Source organism: Planococcus salinarum (assembly GCF_007004625.1).
Classification (GTDB): Bacteria; Bacillota; Bacilli; order Bacillales_A; family Planococcaceae; genus Planococcus; species Planococcus salinarum.
Map to the genome: position 1 here is coordinate 57,986 of NZ_VIFV01000013.1, position 15,787 is coordinate 73,772.

The 15,787-nt window shown below is 44.0% G+C and carries 20 protein-coding genes and 1 pseudogene; 1 reads left to right on the plus strand and 20 read right to left on the minus strand.

All coding sequences use genetic code 11. The features are described from left to right. Positions 1-134 precede the first annotated feature (134 nt). The 13 genes from flgL to DIJ65_RS09460 form a co-directional block, all read right to left on the minus strand. On the minus strand, positions 135-968 hold the full coding sequence (gene flgL / locus DIJ65_RS09400) for a flagellar hook-associated protein FlgL (protein WP_117301376.1): 834 nt from the start codon (positions 966-968) through the stop codon (positions 135-137). A gap of 25 nt (positions 969-993) precedes the next feature. Continuing rightward, positions 994-2,244 carry a flagellar hook-associated protein FlgK gene (flgK, locus tag DIJ65_RS09405; protein ID WP_117301378.1) on the minus strand — a complete coding sequence of 417 codons (1,251 nt, stop codon included), beginning with the start codon at positions 2,242-2,244 and terminating at the stop codon, positions 994-996. Between the two features lie 24 nt (positions 2,245-2,268). After that, positions 2,269-2,748, minus strand: a complete 480-nt coding sequence (locus DIJ65_RS09410) for a flagellar protein FlgN (RefSeq protein ID WP_230321358.1) — start codon at positions 2,746-2,748, stop codon at positions 2,269-2,271. A gap of 316 nt (positions 2,749-3,064) precedes the next feature. Then, a complete protein-coding gene (gene flgM, locus DIJ65_RS09415; protein ID WP_117301380.1) occupies positions 3,065-3,331 on the minus strand; it encodes a flagellar biosynthesis anti-sigma factor FlgM in 267 nt (88 codons plus the stop codon). A gap of 26 nt (positions 3,332-3,357) precedes the next feature. Continuing rightward, positions 3,358-3,693, minus strand: a complete 336-nt coding sequence (locus tag DIJ65_RS09420; protein WP_230321360.1) for a flagellar protein — start codon at positions 3,691-3,693, stop codon at positions 3,358-3,360. Positions 3,694-3,852: 159 nt separating this feature from the next. Beyond that, on the minus strand, positions 3,853-4,275 hold the full coding sequence (locus tag DIJ65_RS09425) for a flagellar basal body-associated FliL family protein (protein ID WP_117301384.1): 423 nt from the start codon (positions 4,273-4,275) through the stop codon (positions 3,853-3,855). Between the two features lie 19 nt (positions 4,276-4,294). Beyond that, positions 4,295-5,134, minus strand: a complete 840-nt coding sequence (motB, locus tag DIJ65_RS09430) for a flagellar motor protein MotB (protein WP_117301386.1) — start codon at positions 5,132-5,134, stop codon at positions 4,295-4,297. Continuing rightward, on the minus strand, positions 5,115-5,912 hold the full coding sequence (gene motA, locus DIJ65_RS09435) for a flagellar motor stator protein MotA (RefSeq protein ID WP_117301388.1): 798 nt from the start codon (positions 5,910-5,912) through the stop codon (positions 5,115-5,117). Before motA ends, motB begins: the two co-directional genes overlap by 20 nt. Before the next feature lie 345 nt (positions 5,913-6,257). Further along, positions 6,258-6,635 carry a flagellar export chaperone FliS gene (gene fliS, locus DIJ65_RS09440; protein ID WP_117301390.1) on the minus strand — a complete coding sequence of 126 codons (378 nt, stop codon included), beginning with the start codon at positions 6,633-6,635 and terminating at the stop codon, positions 6,258-6,260. A gap of 18 nt (positions 6,636-6,653) precedes the next feature. Further along, the gene (locus tag DIJ65_RS09445; RefSeq protein ID WP_117301392.1) at positions 6,654-7,043 is read right to left on the minus strand and encodes a flagellar protein FliT; all 390 of its coding nucleotides are present in this window, start codon (positions 7,041-7,043) and stop codon (positions 6,654-6,656) included. Next, on the minus strand, positions 7,043-8,557 hold the full coding sequence (gene fliD / locus DIJ65_RS09450; protein ID WP_117301394.1) for a flagellar filament capping protein FliD: 1,515 nt from the start codon (positions 8,555-8,557) through the stop codon (positions 7,043-7,045). The genes DIJ65_RS09445 and fliD overlap by 1 nt, the downstream gene beginning before the upstream one ends. Before the next feature lie 29 nt (positions 8,558-8,586). Beyond that, positions 8,587-8,940 (minus strand): flagellar protein FlaG, encoded by a 354-nt coding sequence (gene flaG, locus DIJ65_RS09455; protein ID WP_117301396.1) that lies wholly within the window; start codon positions 8,938-8,940, stop codon positions 8,587-8,589. A 136-nt stretch (positions 8,941-9,076) separates the two neighbouring features. Continuing rightward, positions 9,077-9,829 (minus strand): glucosaminidase domain-containing protein, encoded by a 753-nt coding sequence (locus DIJ65_RS09460; protein WP_117301397.1) that lies wholly within the window; start codon positions 9,827-9,829, stop codon positions 9,077-9,079. Positions 9,830-10,040: 211 nt separating this feature from the next. Here DIJ65_RS09460 and DIJ65_RS09465 point away from each other — a divergent pair, with 211 nt between their 5' ends. Next, positions 10,041-10,886 carry a DNA endonuclease gene (locus DIJ65_RS09465; RefSeq protein ID WP_117301399.1) on the plus strand — a complete coding sequence of 282 codons (846 nt, stop codon included), beginning with the start codon at positions 10,041-10,043 and terminating at the stop codon, positions 10,884-10,886. A gap of 32 nt (positions 10,887-10,918) precedes the next feature. Here the strand turns inward: DIJ65_RS09465 and DIJ65_RS09470 are convergent, their stop codons facing one another. From DIJ65_RS09470 to fliW, 7 genes and pseudogenes are all read right to left on the minus strand, one after another. Further along, positions 10,919-11,143: a hypothetical protein gene (locus DIJ65_RS09470; RefSeq protein WP_117301401.1), complete on the minus strand. Its 225-nt coding sequence runs from the start codon at positions 11,141-11,143 to the stop codon at positions 10,919-10,921. A gap of 59 nt (positions 11,144-11,202) precedes the next feature. Next, the gene (locus tag DIJ65_RS16715) at positions 11,203-11,298 is read right to left on the minus strand and encodes a YjfB family protein (RefSeq protein WP_391527601.1); all 96 of its coding nucleotides are present in this window, start codon (positions 11,296-11,298) and stop codon (positions 11,203-11,205) included. Between the two features lie 213 nt (positions 11,299-11,511). Next, positions 11,512-12,987, minus strand: a complete 1,476-nt coding sequence (locus DIJ65_RS09480) for an IS1182 family transposase (protein WP_117301403.1) — start codon at positions 12,985-12,987, stop codon at positions 11,512-11,514. A gap of 502 nt (positions 12,988-13,489) precedes the next feature. Then, positions 13,490-13,603 (minus strand): annotated as a pseudogene (locus DIJ65_RS09485) (flagellin); the annotation flags it as partial. Positions 13,604-13,946: 343 nt separating this feature from the next. Further along, positions 13,947-14,687 carry a flagellin N-terminal helical domain-containing protein gene (locus DIJ65_RS09490; protein WP_117301404.1) on the minus strand — a complete coding sequence of 247 codons (741 nt, stop codon included), beginning with the start codon at positions 14,685-14,687 and terminating at the stop codon, positions 13,947-13,949. Between the two features lie 346 nt (positions 14,688-15,033). Then, the gene (gene csrA / locus DIJ65_RS09495; RefSeq protein WP_117301406.1) at positions 15,034-15,255 is read right to left on the minus strand and encodes a carbon storage regulator CsrA; all 222 of its coding nucleotides are present in this window, start codon (positions 15,253-15,255) and stop codon (positions 15,034-15,036) included. Between the two features lie 3 nt (positions 15,256-15,258). Continuing rightward, positions 15,259-15,705 (minus strand): flagellar assembly protein FliW, encoded by a 447-nt coding sequence (gene fliW, locus DIJ65_RS09500; protein ID WP_117301407.1) that lies wholly within the window; start codon positions 15,703-15,705, stop codon positions 15,259-15,261. Positions 15,706-15,787: the final 82 nt, after the last annotated feature.

Consider the following 15,787-nt stretch of genomic DNA (forward strand, 5'->3'; position numbering starts at 1 on the left):
CCCAAGTGCCGAAAGTGAATCCAAAAAGAACCTCCCCACCAGGCAGCCGGGAACTCCGGATTGCATTTACTCTCAACTCCCCCAAAACACAAAAAAAGAAGCATCGCCCCATCGGCAATGCTCCTTCTCATTTATTATCTTAAAAAGTCCATTAAACTCGGTTGAATAATTTTTGCTGATGCGGAAAGGCTCGCCTGGTAGACGCTATCTTCGCTTTTCAATTTGGTGATGGCTTCCGCCATGTCGATATCCGTAATACCCGACAATCTAGATTTTAACTGCAGAGTATTATCGAACATGCGGTTTTCCGCTGACTCCACACGATTTGTTCTGGCGCCGACTTCGGCTGATACTTTCAATAAACGATCTATTCCTGTATCGATTGCATCCAGATCCATCGCTTCGCCATTACGTAAACCAGCTGACAAATCAGCTAAAGTCGTGAGCAATTCACTATCTGTGCCAAGCAATTGGTCTTCTGTAGCATTTACCTGAATATTCAACCCACCACCGACGGTCATCATTTTAGGTGAAGTTACCGCTGGTGGTGTTTCAGATTTCGTAAATAAATCCACGCCGTTCACTTTCGTGTCTGCAAATTGACGAAGTTGCGCTGTCAGTTCTTCCACTTCAAGTGCAACTGCTCCACGATCTTCCGCCGACAGGGTTTCGTTGTTTCCTTGAACCGCCAGTTCACGGACGCGCTGCATGACATCGACCATCGAATTAACCGTTTGGTCCGTTTCATCAAGCCATAATTTAGCTTCGCCGGTGTTGCGCTCGTATTGTTCGTTTGTTGCCAGCGCACTTTTCAGCTCCATTGCCTTGGCTGCGCCATGCGGGTCATCCGAAGGTTTGCTCACCTGCTTGCCGGTTAAAGCCTCATTATAAGCTTTTTGAAACCGGCCCATAGTATTATTCATATTGGACACTGAATTTTGATGTAGCATCTGATGTGAAATTCTCATCGCGTTTTCCTCCAATTACCGATTATTAACGTGCAGCCATCCGGTTAATAATCGTATCAAGCATCTGATCCGCCGTGGAAATAAGCCGGGCTGCGGCACTGTATGAATGTTGGAATTTAACCAGGTTGGCCATTTCCTCATCAAGGGAAACGCCTGAAACGGATTGGCGGCGATTTTCCGTAGCCTGCAATGTCGCTTCGAAATTTGCTACCGAGCGTGTCGCCGATTGGCTTTGTACTCCTAAAACACTGACGAGTTCCTGATACGCGGTTTTAGCTTCTTTAATGCCTACTTCCATGTCAGCTGTCGGCGTTCCAAGTGTTGCCTCAACGTTTACTTCCATTTCAGCAATGCTTGCAGTATTACTGAATAACGGGTCGCCATCAATAGTCTCGTTATTGGCTTCCGCGAATTTTGTTGCAACATCTATCAGTTTCTCGTGATTTTCTTGCACTTTATTTTCCGCTGAAATCAAACCAGCAATCTTCCCACCGGTCACTGCGGTGCCATCCGCAATTTCTTCTGTCACGCTATTGCCTTCCACCATTTTAAGGTCAGGTTCTCCTTCAGGCTGTTTCAGGCTGATCGTATAAGATCCGTTTGCCTGGGCATCCACTTTGATCGGTGCAAGCGCTGATAATTTTTCCACCAGCACATCACGCTGATCTTTCAAATCGTTGGATGTGTTGCCGCCTCGAACGATTGAGTCATTCAATGAAGCAATCTGTTTCAAGTAATCATTGGCTTCCGTCACCGCTGCCGCTTTTTGCTGATCGAGATCCAGCTTCATGTTTTCCATCGAGCTGTCCATTGATTGCGCCACTTCCACAAATGCTTGCGCGCGTTCTTTGACAACGGCTTGTGCAGAGGCGCTGTCCGGATTGTTCGATAAATCCTGCCAGGCATTGCGCAATTGGTCCATTGCCGAATTCAGTCCGGCATCGCTCGGTTCATTGATGATGCCTTCCAAACGATCAAATGCTGCTTGCTTAGTTTGTGCATCCGCCAATGTCGCTGATTGGTCACGATGCTGATTGTCCAGGAAACGGTCTCTCACACGCGTGATCGAGTCGATGGAAACGCCGGAGCCAAGTTGGCCGGGATTCGTGCTGTTCGTCCAGATATCCAGTGAAGGCGATGTGCTCTGGTTCACCTGCTGGCGCGAATAGCCTTTTGTATTGGCGTTGGCGATATTGTGGCCGGTCGTTGCAATGCTTGCCTGCCCGACGCTCAAGGCGCGTTTTCCAGTCTCTAATCCGTGAAATGTTGAAACCATGTGTTTCCCTCTCTTCTGCTCCCGTCAGGCTTTCGTATCGAAAAAGCCACGGTTGCCTGTTTGTGATTTTTGCCCAGTCGGTGATTGGTAATTGAATTGCTGCTGCTGCGATTTGGTAATCTGGTCGATCATATGTTGTACAAAGCTCATGGAATCTTTCAGCAGGCGGTCATTGATCCTGTTTTTCGCCTGCAATTCCGAGACGAGCTCCTGTAATGTTTTCAATTGGGATTCGAGCTGTTGCCTTGCCTGGCCACCGGGAAGCTGAGCGAGAAATGACTGGAAATCGGCTGCATCAGAATCCTGCAGAACGCTTTCCATTACTGTCATCCGTTCGAGTTCCGCCTGTTCGAGCTGTTTGACCAGCTTCTTTTCTTCTGTGGTGATGTCATTCAACCGATCCACGCTGCGCTCAATCAATGCCGCTTTCTTGTGGCCAGCGCATCCAATGAGCTGCCGTTGGACGTTTATCAAACCATCCAGTGCCGTTACCAGTGCATTCAATATCCGACACCCTCCTTTTAAATAAACTATATTAAAGAACAATTGTAATTATACCGCTTCAGCGCTTTGGACAAGGCTCACACCATAAGCCGAGAAGATCACTCGTCTTATGGCTCCGCCCAGTCCTGAAACGCGCCGACGCTAAGTGACACCTAGATATGGAGCAAAACAGCGAAGACGCCTTGGGGAGTAAGCGAAGTGCTGAAATCCACTCGGGCGATGAGCCCGAGTTAGTTCAGCGCGAGCCCCCGGCAAGCGAAGCTGTTTTGCGGAATATCGACTGCTGTAATTTATTGTATCAACTTATAGAGTCAGATTATTTTCCATACCAGAAATCAAACATCTTTTCCGCCACTTTATCGTTGCTTACCTGATATTCACCACTTTGGACCTGGGCTTTCAATGCCTGAATCTTCTCATGGCGTTCAATATCGGCTTTGCTTTCAAACATCTGCTTGGCCTCATTTGAAATCTGCAGTTGGTCTTCCTTCTGCAGCGGCTTCGCTTTATCCACTTTCGAAACCTGCATTTGCTTTTGGTAAGATTGAATAAAGGAAGAACCGTTCGTTTTATCGATATTCATTCCTTCACCGCCCCGTCTTTTATATTTTAATTTCTTAATTTCCAGTATCGCGCCGCTTGAGCTGGTTCATCCGGTTTGTTCAAACCTTCAAGAAGCTTATCCGCCTTCAGCGTTTTGTTGACCTCCGAAGTGAATTCCTCAAAGCAGCCTGCGCACAGCATCTGTCTCTGGATAAGCGTACCACAATGAGCACAGCCATACCCCAGATTCGGGAAGTCCTCAACGTAGATCCGGCCATCGCGAATAAAATCCGCGATTCGTTTTACTGCTACATCTGTAAATGTACTGACTTCTTCGATGGAAGCACATCGATTTTCCTCGATTTTCAGAAAATCGGTGATAATCTTAAATTCCCGCTCCATGTCTTTAAAGCAGTCCAAACAATAATCCGTATGTTCCCTTAAATATAACTTCCCGCAAATTGTGCAGTTAGCTAGCCGATCTGACTGCATAAAATCACCTAGTCCCTTTTATAAGTTATTTATCGGCACATTTCCCGTATTGTTTAACGTTTTTTCAAATTATTGGACCTTAAATTCCGTGACCAATACCCTTTCCACTTTTCCGGTCTGCATAATCTCCGCCAATTTCCCTTTTAATTGTTCTTCAAGAGTGGCAATGCCATCCGCTCCGACCAGTTCCTCTTTTGTGAATCCGGCAACTGTTGAAATGATCGCTGCCCTCACTTCCGGAGTCCGCTTTTCAGCTTCTTCCTTCGCTTTTTCACTGTCGAGTAAAATATTGAATTGGACGATGCCGAAGTTCGGCGAAGCCAGATTTGTCGTTATTATGTCCGTGTCAATGCTCATTGCAGCGAGTTCCTCAGCTGTCGGCTGTTTTTCTTCTCCTGAACCCTCAGCCTCTTGCCCCAGGAAAAAGAATGCGCCGCCTCCCGCTGCCGCCAGTACCAGCACCAAAATGATCAAGATTTTCATTTTCCCCATACTGCACCTCTATCTTTAGTTAGTCTGTTTGCTCTTCCGAATACAGTGAAATCAACACTTCCACCCTGCGGTTTTCCGCACGGCCTTCTTCACTGTCATTTCCGGCAATCGGCTGATGCTCTGCAAAGCCGGTGGCACTGAATTTCGCTGGATCCAACTCCTCATTCTCAAGCAAAATCTTCATAAAGTTGATTGCCCGTGCGGAGCTCAATTCCCAGTTGGATGGAAAAGCAGATGAAGTTGAAGGAATATTATCGGTATGTCCCTCGATGAAAATGCTGCGCGGCGGATCCGTCACAAGCATCTTGCCGATTTCCTCGGCAACCATCTGTGCATCTTCTGAAAGATTTGCGCTCCCAGAACCATATAACACGCCGTCTTTAATCTTCAGCACGAGGCCTTTTGAAGTCAATTCCGCTTCCAATTTATCTTCCATATTGCGTTCAGCAATATAGGCTTTCACTTTATCCTGAATCGCCGCAAGTTCTTTATAATCTTCCGCCAACGCCAGTTGCTCAATCTCTTCAGCGGTCATTTCTATTTTCTGTTCTTCCTCTTCTTCCCCTTCTGGGGGAGTTGTCGCTTCCCCTTCGGTCGGATCCGCGTCATTCGGTTCGGCGAGTTTCGAAGTTTCTTCAAAAGTCTCGACTGCCGACTGATTGTCCAAAATTCCAGTGCCGCCCTGCAGTTCCTTATTGAATGAATCCGAAATTTCCTGGAATTTCTGCGAATTTACTTCACTCGCGGCAAACAGCACGATGAATAGAGCCAGCAGCAGCGTCAGAATGTCGGCATAAGGAATCAGCCAGGATTCATCTACATGATCTTCGTGTTTTTTCTTACGCTTCAACGCCAACACCTTCTTTTGCATCCTCTTCAAGGACACGGTCCTTGAGTGGCAGGTAAGTCAATAATTTCTCTTCCACTGTACGCACCGGCAAACCTTCGTGAACTGCCAGCAAGCCTTCGAGCATAATCCGCTTGATGCGGGCCTCGTGTTCGGATTTACGTTTTAATTTATTAGCAAATGGATGCCACAGGACGTAACCCGTGAATATCCCGAACAACGTGGCGATAAACGCAGCCGATATCGATTTCCCAAGAAGCGCGATATTATCAAGATAACCCAGTGCTGAGACAAGTCCCATTACCGCACCCAAAACTCCGAGTGTCGGCGCATACGTTCCGGCCTGTGTGAAGATTTTCGCCCCGAGTTCGTGGCGCTCTTCCATTGCCGCAATGTCTTCTTCCATCATTTCGCGGATCTGTTCCTGCGGCTGGCCGTCGACGACCATCTTCAACCCGCGCTGCAGAAACGGATCTTCCATTTCTTCTGATTTTTCTTCCAAAGCCAAAAGGCCTTCGCGGCGTGCAAGCATCGCCCATTCAGAAAACATCGGCACCATTTCCTTGATCGACATTGATTTATCTGATGCGAATAAAACTTTAAACAAGCTCGGGATTTTTTTCACTTCTTCCATCGGGAACGCGACAAGGATACACGCGGCGGTGCCGGCGAAGATGATGACCAGTGCGGCCGGGTTATATAAAGCAATCGGGCTGGAGCCTTTCAGGGCCATGCCTCCGATCAAAACGAACATTCCAAGTATAACGCCAATCCATGATGTCTTATCCATATCTGTAACCTCATTTCACTGCTTTGTCTCTGTCTGATTTTTCTTGTTGTAGAAAGTCAGATGATATTCCAAAAAACAGCTTCGCTTGCCGCGGGCTTGCGCCGAGCTAACTCGGACTCGTTGCACTTCGTCCGAGTGGATCTCGACACTTCGCTGGTCCCGCAGGCGTCTTCGCTGTTTTGCTCCATATCATCTCTAATTGTGTGGGTGAATATCCCCATCTCTCCTTGGCGTCACAGTGACATACACAAATGTTCTTCAATTGGTGTATGACGCTGGGAACCGAAAAGGCGACGTTTAAAAAGAAAGTGATGCTGTACTTTTACGCTTGAAGAGAAGTGTATTCTACTTCCCTTTTGCCAAAGCCATCGCTTCTTTCCAGGTGTCACGCAGTTCTTTGACCTGGTTTTCTGCATCTTCGAGAATGGCTGCGTCGTTTTTCATGTTTGCCTGCATCAGGAGATGGTGTATGTATTCATACAGTTTGGCAAGGCCTTCGGAGATTTCGATGTCACGGTCGAGCGTGATATTGAATTCCTGGATGATAGCCTGTGCTTTTATTAGATTCGTGTTTTTTTCTTCGAATTTGCTTTCTTCCATCGCCCGTTTGGCGAGCTTGATGAACTTCAGGCATCCGTTATAGAGCATCAGGGTCAATTCCTGTGGTGATGCGGTGGTGACCGAATTCTGTTGGTATGTCTGGTAAGGATTGTTGATTGCCAATTTTAGAACCTCCTTGAATTACTTCCGCTGATCGATGAATGAGCCTTCAGTGGATTTTGTCTGGTACGCACCGACGTATTTTTTCGATGCCTGGCTCGTCTGGTTCAGCCGGTTCATTTGGACAGTGAATGATTGATGCAGTTTATTCAATAAAGGCTGCATTTCATCTTCGTAACCTTTTAACTGGCTGATGGCTTTCTTATCTTCTGTCGTCCATGCGAATTCAGCGGCTTTTGTATATTCACTGAGCTGCTCGATGACCGCCTGGCGCCTTTCAAACAGCGCCTGAACAGATTCGAGTTGCCCTTCTTCGTTATCATCCATTTTTGAATGCACGGCTTTCGCCTGGGCATTCAGCTTTTGGGTCAGGTCGAGAAATTCAGCAAGTCTGAGTTGATATGCGTCCATTACATGCCACCGAACATGTTTTGTTGCATCCAGACGCTTTGGGAATTCATTTGGCTGATTGCTTTTTCCATGGCCGTGAATTGTTTCCAGTAACGGTCTTCGACATTCTTTAAACGATCCTGCCATTTGCTTATATCTTGATCCATCTGTCTAATTTTCTTTGACAGTGTACTATTGTCAACTGAACTTGAGGGGCTTCCAGCTTTCGTGCTAAGATTTTTTATTACTGCATTTAACGTGTCATATACTCTAACGCCAATTCCGTTTCCAGTAGCATCTCTAGTAGTAAATAATGCCATTACTTCATCAGGTTTATTGGACAAAACTTCTTTTAACTTTGTCTCATCTATAAATAGTTTGCCGCCTTCTGTGTAATTTCCGGTATTAATACCAATTTGCGACAATAAGTTTATATTACCCGGAGCTATACTTTTTACTGAATCCATAAATGCTCTTCTCAAATCATCCATCGCACTCTTTAATACAGGGTCACTTCTAAGTAAACCGCTCCGCGCTTTTTCTTCCCATAGCTCGATTTCATTTTCAGTCATATCTTTCTTTTGCTCATCCGACAAAGGTTGGAAATCTGGATATCTTTTTTCAACCAATTGTTTTTGAAGCGTTTCAATAGTTTCATTATATTTGTTAACAAAGTCTTTAATCATTTCCATAGGTTTTTCGGGGCTGGACTGAATATTCACAGTTGATTCTGCCCCAGCTTGTATAAGATTAACAATTACTCCGTTAACAGTTGTCTGATTCGTTTTCAAACCATTTATTTCAATACCATCAAATTTAATAGCTCCATCAGCAGCTCCAGTTGCAGTTGCTGAGGTTGCACTATTATTATTGATTATTCTATCGGCTAGTGCGGAATTCACAGTCCCATCCGCATTGGTGAAGTCCATAGTAAAAGTTTGATCTGCGCCCATTCCTTTAGAAGCAATAAAAAATCTTGAAGTTGTATTATCAAAACTCGCTCTCAAAGCTGGAACGGATGCAGCTGCTGCATCCTGTATTTTTTTAGCAACATCTGCAAATGTATCTGTTGCTGCAATAGTGATATCAGTGCTTAAGCCTGTTACTCTTATCTTGCCCTCTACACCTATTTGGTCCGTTGATTTTGCAGCTCGGGCTGGTATTACCGTTCCATCAACTGATGTTGTTTCGGGTAAAGTAATAGCTGCAGAGGAATTTAATTTTGCAGCGCTGGCTACGCTCGTTACTTGAACTTTGTAAGAACCGCTCATTGCATTAGCAGTAGTTGCAACTGTAAAACTGCTAGGGTTTGGCGATGAGGCAGTATATGAGTTAAACGATGATTGAAGCCTAAAACTACTTGCACTCGTTCGTAAGTTAGAAAGCGCTAAATTCGTTTTACGCAAAGCATCTTGCTGCCACTCCATAAAAGTTTTCTGCTGCATCAATTTATCTAAAGGCATCTTTTGAATTTTCATCATTTCTTTAACAATCGAATCTGTGTCCATACCAGAAGCTAGTCCGCCTATTCGCATTTAAATCACTCCGATTCTATATCAATCTTTTACTTTTTCTCGTCTACGATTAATCCCATGAGCTCCGTCATCGAAGCATACATATCAAGGAATTTTTTATTCGGGATTTCTTTCAAAACTTCGTCGGTTAGCGGATTGATCACTTGCACATAATATTCATTCAAACCTTCATGCAATAAAAACTTAACGGCCGTTGTTGTTGGTTCAAGAAAATCATTCATGCCTTCGATCCGGTTCAGCACCATCTCTTTAGTGATTTGTTCCTGATGAATCTCTTCTGTAGAATGAGCAGGTTCAGTTTTTACTTGGATTTTAACCCTTTCAACAACTGCAGTTTCATTGCTTTTGAAAACTGGAATAACAGGTGTACTTTTCACTTCCATCGCTCTCTATCCCCTTGTCCGATCAATCTATATAATTGCCTTACTTATGTATCGGCAGAAAAAGAGATGTTTTTAGCATTTTTTATAATTATTACTGCATAAAAAAATAAAACCGGTGAATAGGAATCGGTTTTATCTACGTTAATTTATTCAATTGACGGTTTACGCCTGTTACCCAATGATTATTGAGGCCAGTCGGGTCATTCCCAGCGCCAACCGGAGCATATTTTGCGCCGATTGCGGCAACCGTGGTTTTACCTTGGTTCAAATAGTTCTGGCGTAGATTGCGGGACATATCGAAAATACTTTCTTCGACAGAGTCATAACTGCGGAGACCATTCTTGCCCATCATCCCAGCAATATTATTTTTCTCATTCGCCGCACGAGAAGTGCCGTTGCCGGTTTCATGGATTGCGATAGCCGACAGAAGATTGGGATCCAGATCATATTTCTTACCGGCATTTATGAAGTGAGCAGAAGTACCGCTCAATTTGCCGCCTAATGTATTTTCAAGCTTAAGAAATTGAATCGGCTTGAAGCTTAAATCTGTTTTTAAATTCGGCACTGCAGGCTGTGCAGCAGTTTCAACAGCTGCCGGAGTCGACGAAGCTGGCAAAGAAACGGAAATCGGCTTATAGGTATTATTCAATTGAGCCATCATCTGGCTATTGTTTGAATTAGCAGCAGGGTTCAAAGCAGCCAACATGGCCGGATCCATCTCGCCACCCTGCATCATTGAGCTTAGCAGAGTCATGAACATTGAGGTATTGTTGTCGGAGGCGTTCAAAGGGTTAGCAGAATTTCCTGGCTGATTCGCAGCTGATGAAGCCTGGGCCAATGAAGCCATTGTAGTATAGTAGAACCAATTTGAAGAAATTGGGCTCGTCACGGGAGTCACACACCTTTTATCAGTATAATCATGAATTTATCATACAGTAGAATGAAAGAAAAAAGAATAGGATAATTGTGACAATAAAAATATATATTTTTTCATTAAATTGGAAGTTTCTCGCCCTTCTTACATCCCTCTAAAAATTAGACTGATTCCTTTAAAAAGAATATAATAAAGGGAACGTAAGTTCTTAAAAGGAGGGTTTTGAATGGAGTTATTCCAGCTTTCTACCATAGAACGAAACGTGTTAATTGCAAGTGTTTTTGGTGATGGGGCAATCACTAAGTTGTATCCTGGATCCCGCCGAAGAAATAACAGCTACCGGGAACATTTCAGCTCTCAGCAACTCGATTATCGAATTTGGAAGTTGAACTTATTGCCTGCTAATTTTTATTTTAATAAAGCCCAATCTAATATTTTTTCCCCTTCGCTTACTTTGTTTACAGAAATGTTTCCTTACTTTTATAACCCAGATGGAAATAAAATAATTTCTGATGAAATTTTAAAGCTGTGTACTTCCCCAATTTTTCTTACCACTTTATTTTTGGATGATGGTTCTTTATCTATTTCTGTTCAAAGGAGTAAATTGAAGAAACTGATTTACTTAACTCCACATATCTATCTTTATCTACAATGTTTCTCGCAAGAAGACCTGATAAAGTTACAGACCCATATCCACTCCACATTTTTGATAAAGTTAAAAGTCAGTAAAAGGTCGGATGGATTTGGTTATGTATTAAAAACGACTAAAGTCAGCGAAACAATGAAGTTTCTTGAAGTCGTTTTAGGCGCTTCTGCTGACTGCCCTTCGATGTTTTACAAAACCAATTGGAATTATCGATTCGAAAAAGAAGTTCAAAGATATAAAGAATCCGATCCAGATTACGAAGTGATAGCCAGTTCATCTGAGCGGTCAAAAAATTATTCAGATGTAGAATGCAATTTAATAATACTAATGAAAACACAGGGTTATACGAATAGACAGATTGCAGAAAAGCTTGGAAGAAGTTATTGGTCTGTGGTGTATAAATGGAGAGAAATTAGAGAAAGATAAAATTCACAATTCGCTTTGCCGCTTAATGAAAATCAGTATGCTATTTGCTTTTCGAGTGTACGATACTCATTTTTTAATATTTCCATGCGCTCATTCAATTTTTCTCGTGTAGCCTTCGACACTTCATTTCCGGCAGCAGTTTCTGCAACTTCTTTCATTTCATGGAGTTTGCTTTCCATTTTTTCCAATACAGCACTTTGATTTTTCGACCATTGAAGTTGTGATTCAAGAAACTCTTTATACATTTTGTCATCCATGTTGTTTCTCCTTTATATAAAATGGAGCCAGGGATTAGTCCTTGGCTCCTTTAATATTTTTATCCTTTAATATCAATCGATCCGCCAATATGCGGTTGCACCGATTGCTCGAGCATTTTTATTACATCCTGCCCACTTGATTCAGCCTGATCCATCGATTTCTACATCACAGATACAGTCGCTTCCTGCCTAACGTTCATTTGACTCAACGCCATTGATAATGCTGCTATATCCATATAGCATCCTCCTTATAGAAAAAGGAGCCTAAAATTAGAGGCCACTGAAAAACCCTCCCTTGGAATCAGCGGGAGACTAAAAAAAGAGTCAGAAGGCAGGATTTCCTGCCTTCTGACTCTTTTTTATAGCCTTTATTGTTCCGCAGCTTGCCTGCGCTCATCCAGTAATCGAAGAATTCGTTTCAGGTTCACTGTGAAAATCGCCATGGCGCCTTGCAAGGCCATGCCGCTCAATCCGGCGCCGGAAGTCACCCGATATCCGTGCCGATTCTTTAGTTCACTGTTTTTGGCTTCGATTTTGTATCGCTCTTTGACAGCTTTTTTGAAGAAGTCACTATCCTGGAAATCCCGCTGGATTGCATGTTCGGTAGATTTAATGGAGACAGAGTAAGTCTTGCTTTTGGCGCCTTCCTTATAACAGCCTTCCCGCAGCGGACAACGCTTACAGCGTTCGATATCAAAAATATAGGTGTCCGTTTGATTCGTCCCGACGCCTTTTTTGCCCTGTCTAGCTTTCCGGATTGCCATATGGCCTGCTTTACAGACGTACATGCCCGCGTCTTTATTGAAGTCGAATGCGTCTTCTTTTTTTCGTTGGCCATCCGTAATATTGGGGTTCAGTTTGGAAATGAGGCAGATGTGATTTTCCTCTGCATACTGCAAGTTATTTTTTTCCGAATACGCCGTATCTCCAATGACCGTATTCACCGGGATGCCAGCGGCGCAACTCTTTTCAATAAGAGACTGAAGAAGTTTCCCATCATTCTTTTCACCGGTGGTCACGATCGCCGCCGTGACCAGACGTTCGACACTCATCGCGAGGTGGGTTTTATAGCCGAAAAACGATGTGTCCACAGATTTATGCCCGGTTCGGGCATCTGGATCCGTCGAACAGCGCAGCTGTTCGATGTCATCCGCCATCGTTTCTTCCAGCAGACGAAGCGATTCCCCGATTTTCGGATTGGCCGAAAGACCGGGAACCCGTTCAATCGAAGCGATCAGTTCCTTGCAATAATTGAGTTCTGCTTCGAGGTCATCTTTTGAATTCTTCTTCGGAAACTGTTCTTTCATAGACTCATTCACTGAATGAATATCTTTACGTAATTTGCGGGACTGATCCTGCAGGATCTCTTGTGGTTTTTTCAAGTTATAGCGGGATTGGGTATGGGTGGCATCGACGATAATGGTCCCTGTTTCAATCAGGTCAAGGTCAATCGCAATGGCCATGGTCTTTTCAATGAGGAGGTCTAAAAGATGGCTATCTTCAAGACGCAGCTTCCGAAATTTAGTTAACGAACTCGGATCGATCACAGTTTCCTCTGGGGCCATATCCAGAAAAAACTTATAGGAGAGATCAAACTTGGAGCGTTCGACCAGATCCACATCTGACAGGGGATTCATGCTTTTCAGGAGCAGGTATTTGAACATGCGAATAGGGTGGATAGCCATCCGACCATTGTCGGAGCAGTACTTCTCCGACAGTTCCTTAGTCACGAAGGAGAAGTCGACCAGCTCATTGATGCGACGGAAAAGGTGATCTTGGGGGATGACAATATCATAAAGGGCTGCATAAGGACTGGGTTTCATGGATGGTCTGTCTGGCATCATGGTTATCCCTCCTTGAATTTAGACCCAGTATACAACAAAAAAGCATCGAATTTCTAAAATTCAGAAATTCGATGCTTTTTCTTATAGTTTTTCAGTGGCCTCTAAAATTAGGCTCCCATTTTTTCTTAAGATTAACGTAATAACTGAAGAACAGCTTGTGGCTGTTGGTTGGCTTGCTTTGCCGCTATGTCTTTCGATCATAGAATAGACTATATCTTCACCCTCAGTTTCGAGGGGCTGGGCACTTCGAATGGCGCTTGCCACCCTACGGATTTCATCGCCATAGCTTCTGCCTTAGACGGTCTATCCTAGTCGTTGAACCTTCTCCAGAGTTTCCTCACAGGAGCTTGGCTGCTGATTATCCATTGGTGCATCCTCATCATTTTCAAACCGTGACGCCGACCGTTTCCAGTTACGCTGTGGTTGATGAAGCTTTAGGAAGTTCCAGCAATTCACCCAGTTATACTCTAACCCGTTACCCGGTTAGACGCCCTAAAATCATTTATCTCAAAAGTTGTAATACTGCTTGAGGTAGTTGATTGGATTGAGCCAACATTGCTTGTGCTGCCTGGCTAAGAATCGAGTTCTTAGTCTGGTTCATCATTTCTTTCGCCATCGTGCGAACATTTACTTTCATAAATGACTAGACTATATCTTCACCCTCTAGCGTCAGTAGGGGTCGGGCACTTCGGATCAAGCAGTGCTGATGTACACTGTGTCACCTACGGATTTCATCACCATAGCTTGCGCCTTAGATGGTCTATCCTAGTCGTTGAACCTTCTCCACTCTTTCGAGACAGGAGCTTGGCTGCTGATTGCCCAATCTTTTATTTTTTCGAACCGTCACGTCTGCCGTTTCCAGCTGCGTTGTGGCAATAAAAGCTATCAGGGGTTTCCAGCAATTCACCCGATCGTTATCTCTGGCTGTTACCGGCCAGGACGACTGTACCTCTGCTCGCTTATGCGGCTTCGGCATAATCAACGTCGCGGATGCGTGATTCCGCAGAAGTAAGGTTTTCAGCTGCATTGTTAACATTATTAATTGTATGATCTAAACGGTTTTGAATAGCTCCGAATTTTGAACGTTGACCAGAAACTAATTCTAATGCGGCATCAACTTTCGCAATTTCAGTATCAAATGCCCCTTTTACAGTTGCAGCATCTCCAGTCATGGCTGTTACATCAATATCATTTACAGCCAAACCAGTTGAATCAAAGTCTTGAGCAACGACTAAATCTGTTTGCTGACCTGCATTAGCGCCTACTTGGAAAGTAGTATCTAATGAAGCATCAAGTAATTTTTTTCCATTGAATTCTGTTCTGTCTGAAATAGCATCTAACTCGCTATTCAGTGCTGTAATTTCATCATCAATAGCAGTTAAGTCTTCTCCTTCATTTGTTCCGTTACCTGCTTGTACTACAAGTTCACGCATACGCTGTAGAATGTCTTGTGTTTCACTAAGTGCACCTTCAGCTGTTTGGATCATTGAAATACCGTCTTGTGCATTACGGCCTGCTTGTTCTAATCCGCGAATCTGTCCGCGCATTTTCTCAGAGATTGAAAGACCTGCTGCATCATCTTTTGCGCTGTTGATGCGAAGACCCGAAGAAAGTTTTTCCATGCTGCTTGCTTGAGCATTCGTAGCGTTGCCCATTTGGCGGTGAGTGTTTAAAGCTGTGATGTTGTGATTGATAATCATTGTGTATTACCTCCGTGTAATAGTTTTTTTGTTTTTTGCAAGGGTCCAAATCCGTTTGAACTTCCTTACACTATCTTTATCGGAGAAGGTTTAGAAATGTTTAGCGTTTTTTGAAAATATTTTCAAAATTGTTTTGTGTTCATAGATGACGTGTGTTGGCGGCCCCGCGTCAGTCAATGAATTGATCCAAAAAGGTTTTGGATCAATTCATTTGCGACGAAGCTAGCGAAGCGATGCAGGAGCAACGTACTTTAATGTTTGAGGAACAATTGAGTCTGACACCGTGCCGCGAAAATGATTTTCTTCTATAAAATAGAAAAAAGCCCACATCCCTGCAGGCTCCCCCTCACTTCTTCATCTTCAAAAAATCACCGATATCAATCACATTCGACATTGCCTTCTTATTTTCTTCCTGAATCTCCAGGTACACTTCTTTCCGGTGGATCGTGATGTGCTTTGGCGCTGCAATCCCGAGTTTCACTGTTTCCCCTTCGACGCTTGTCACGATGATTTCGATTTGGTCGTCGATGATGATCGATTCGCCTTTTTTTCGTCCGAGTATGAGCATCGCCTACACCTTCCTTGCTTCAGCTTGGAAAAGCGGCTGTTTGATTTCATAGGTTTTATTGTCCAGCACGGTTTGCATGCCTAGCTGCTTGCGGTTGTTGATGACGAGCGGCGCTTTCAGGTTGGTCGTGGCGTGCTGCATGTCGCCCGGCACCGTAACCGTCGTCAGCACCAGCGCGTCGGCCGGGTCTTCGAGCTCGAGGCGTTCGACGGTCTGGTCGGCGATTTTAACGTCGTATTCCTGGAAGAACGAAAACGGATCGACGAGGAAAAAGCTGATGTCTTCCGCTTCCAGCGACTGCAGGAAGAAAAATGGCGTTTCTTCTTTTGTGTCAGCCGGAATCAATACATATTTCTGGTATTCATCAAAACCAGGAATTCCTCTGGTAAATGTGATGACGCTTGAGTCTGCTACTTCTATTTCACCGAAACGGGTCGTTTGGATTTTCATAATGTGCTCCTTTCAACTCTTTTGATTCTTTTGCTAGTTCCTATTTTTACACAGCTGTGATTATTTAAACAGCAAATTTTTA

What these genes read in the sequence shown, in the direction of transcription:
- DIJ65_RS09420 (WP_230321360.1), bottom strand. Translation starts at nt 3,693, where the DNA reads ATGGAGCGGGAATTTAAGATTATCACCGATTTTCTGAAAATCGAGGAA.
- flgK (WP_117301378.1), bottom strand. Translation starts at nt 2,244, where the DNA reads ATGGTTTCAACATTTCACGGATTAGAGACTGGAAAACGCGCCTTGAGC.
- DIJ65_RS09470 (WP_117301401.1), bottom strand. Translation starts at nt 11,143, where the DNA reads ATGGATGACAAAATGTATAAAGAGTTTCTTGAATCACAACTTCAATGG.
- DIJ65_RS16715 (WP_391527601.1), bottom strand. Translation starts at nt 11,298, where the DNA reads ATGGATCAGGCTGAATCAAGTGGGCAGGATGTAATAAAAATGCTCGAG.
- csrA (WP_117301406.1), bottom strand. Translation starts at nt 15,255, where the DNA reads ATGCTCATACTCGGACGAAAAAAAGGCGAATCGATCATCATCGACGAC.
- flgL (WP_117301376.1), bottom strand. Translation starts at nt 968, where the DNA reads ATGAGAATTTCACATCAGATGCTACATCAAAATTCAGTGTCCAATATG.
- motA (WP_117301388.1), bottom strand. Translation starts at nt 5,912, where the DNA reads ATGGATAAGACATCATGGATTGGCGTTATACTTGGAATGTTCGTTTTG.
- DIJ65_RS09445 (WP_117301392.1), bottom strand. Translation starts at nt 7,043, where the DNA reads ATGGACGCATATCAACTCAGACTTGCTGAATTTCTCGACCTGACCCAA.
- flgM (WP_117301380.1), bottom strand. Translation starts at nt 3,331, where the DNA reads ATGAATATCGATAAAACGAACGGTTCTTCCTTTATTCAATCTTACCAA.
- DIJ65_RS09465 (WP_117301399.1), top strand. Translation starts at nt 10,041, where the DNA reads ATGGAGTTATTCCAGCTTTCTACCATAGAACGAAACGTGTTAATTGCA.
- flaG (WP_117301396.1), bottom strand. Translation starts at nt 8,940, where the DNA reads ATGGAAGTGAAAAGTACACCTGTTATTCCAGTTTTCAAAAGCAATGAA.
- DIJ65_RS09480 (WP_117301403.1), bottom strand. Translation starts at nt 12,987, where the DNA reads ATGATGCCAGACAGACCATCCATGAAACCCAGTCCTTATGCAGCCCTT.
- DIJ65_RS09425 (WP_117301384.1), bottom strand. Translation starts at nt 4,275, where the DNA reads ATGGGGAAAATGAAAATCTTGATCATTTTGGTGCTGGTACTGGCGGCA.
- DIJ65_RS09490 (WP_117301404.1), bottom strand. Translation starts at nt 14,687, where the DNA reads ATGATTATCAATCACAACATCACAGCTTTAAACACTCACCGCCAAATG.
- fliD (WP_117301394.1), bottom strand. Translation starts at nt 8,557, where the DNA reads ATGCGAATAGGCGGACTAGCTTCTGGTATGGACACAGATTCGATTGTT.
- fliW (WP_117301407.1), bottom strand. Translation starts at nt 15,705, where the DNA reads ATGAAAATCCAAACGACCCGTTTCGGTGAAATAGAAGTAGCAGACTCA.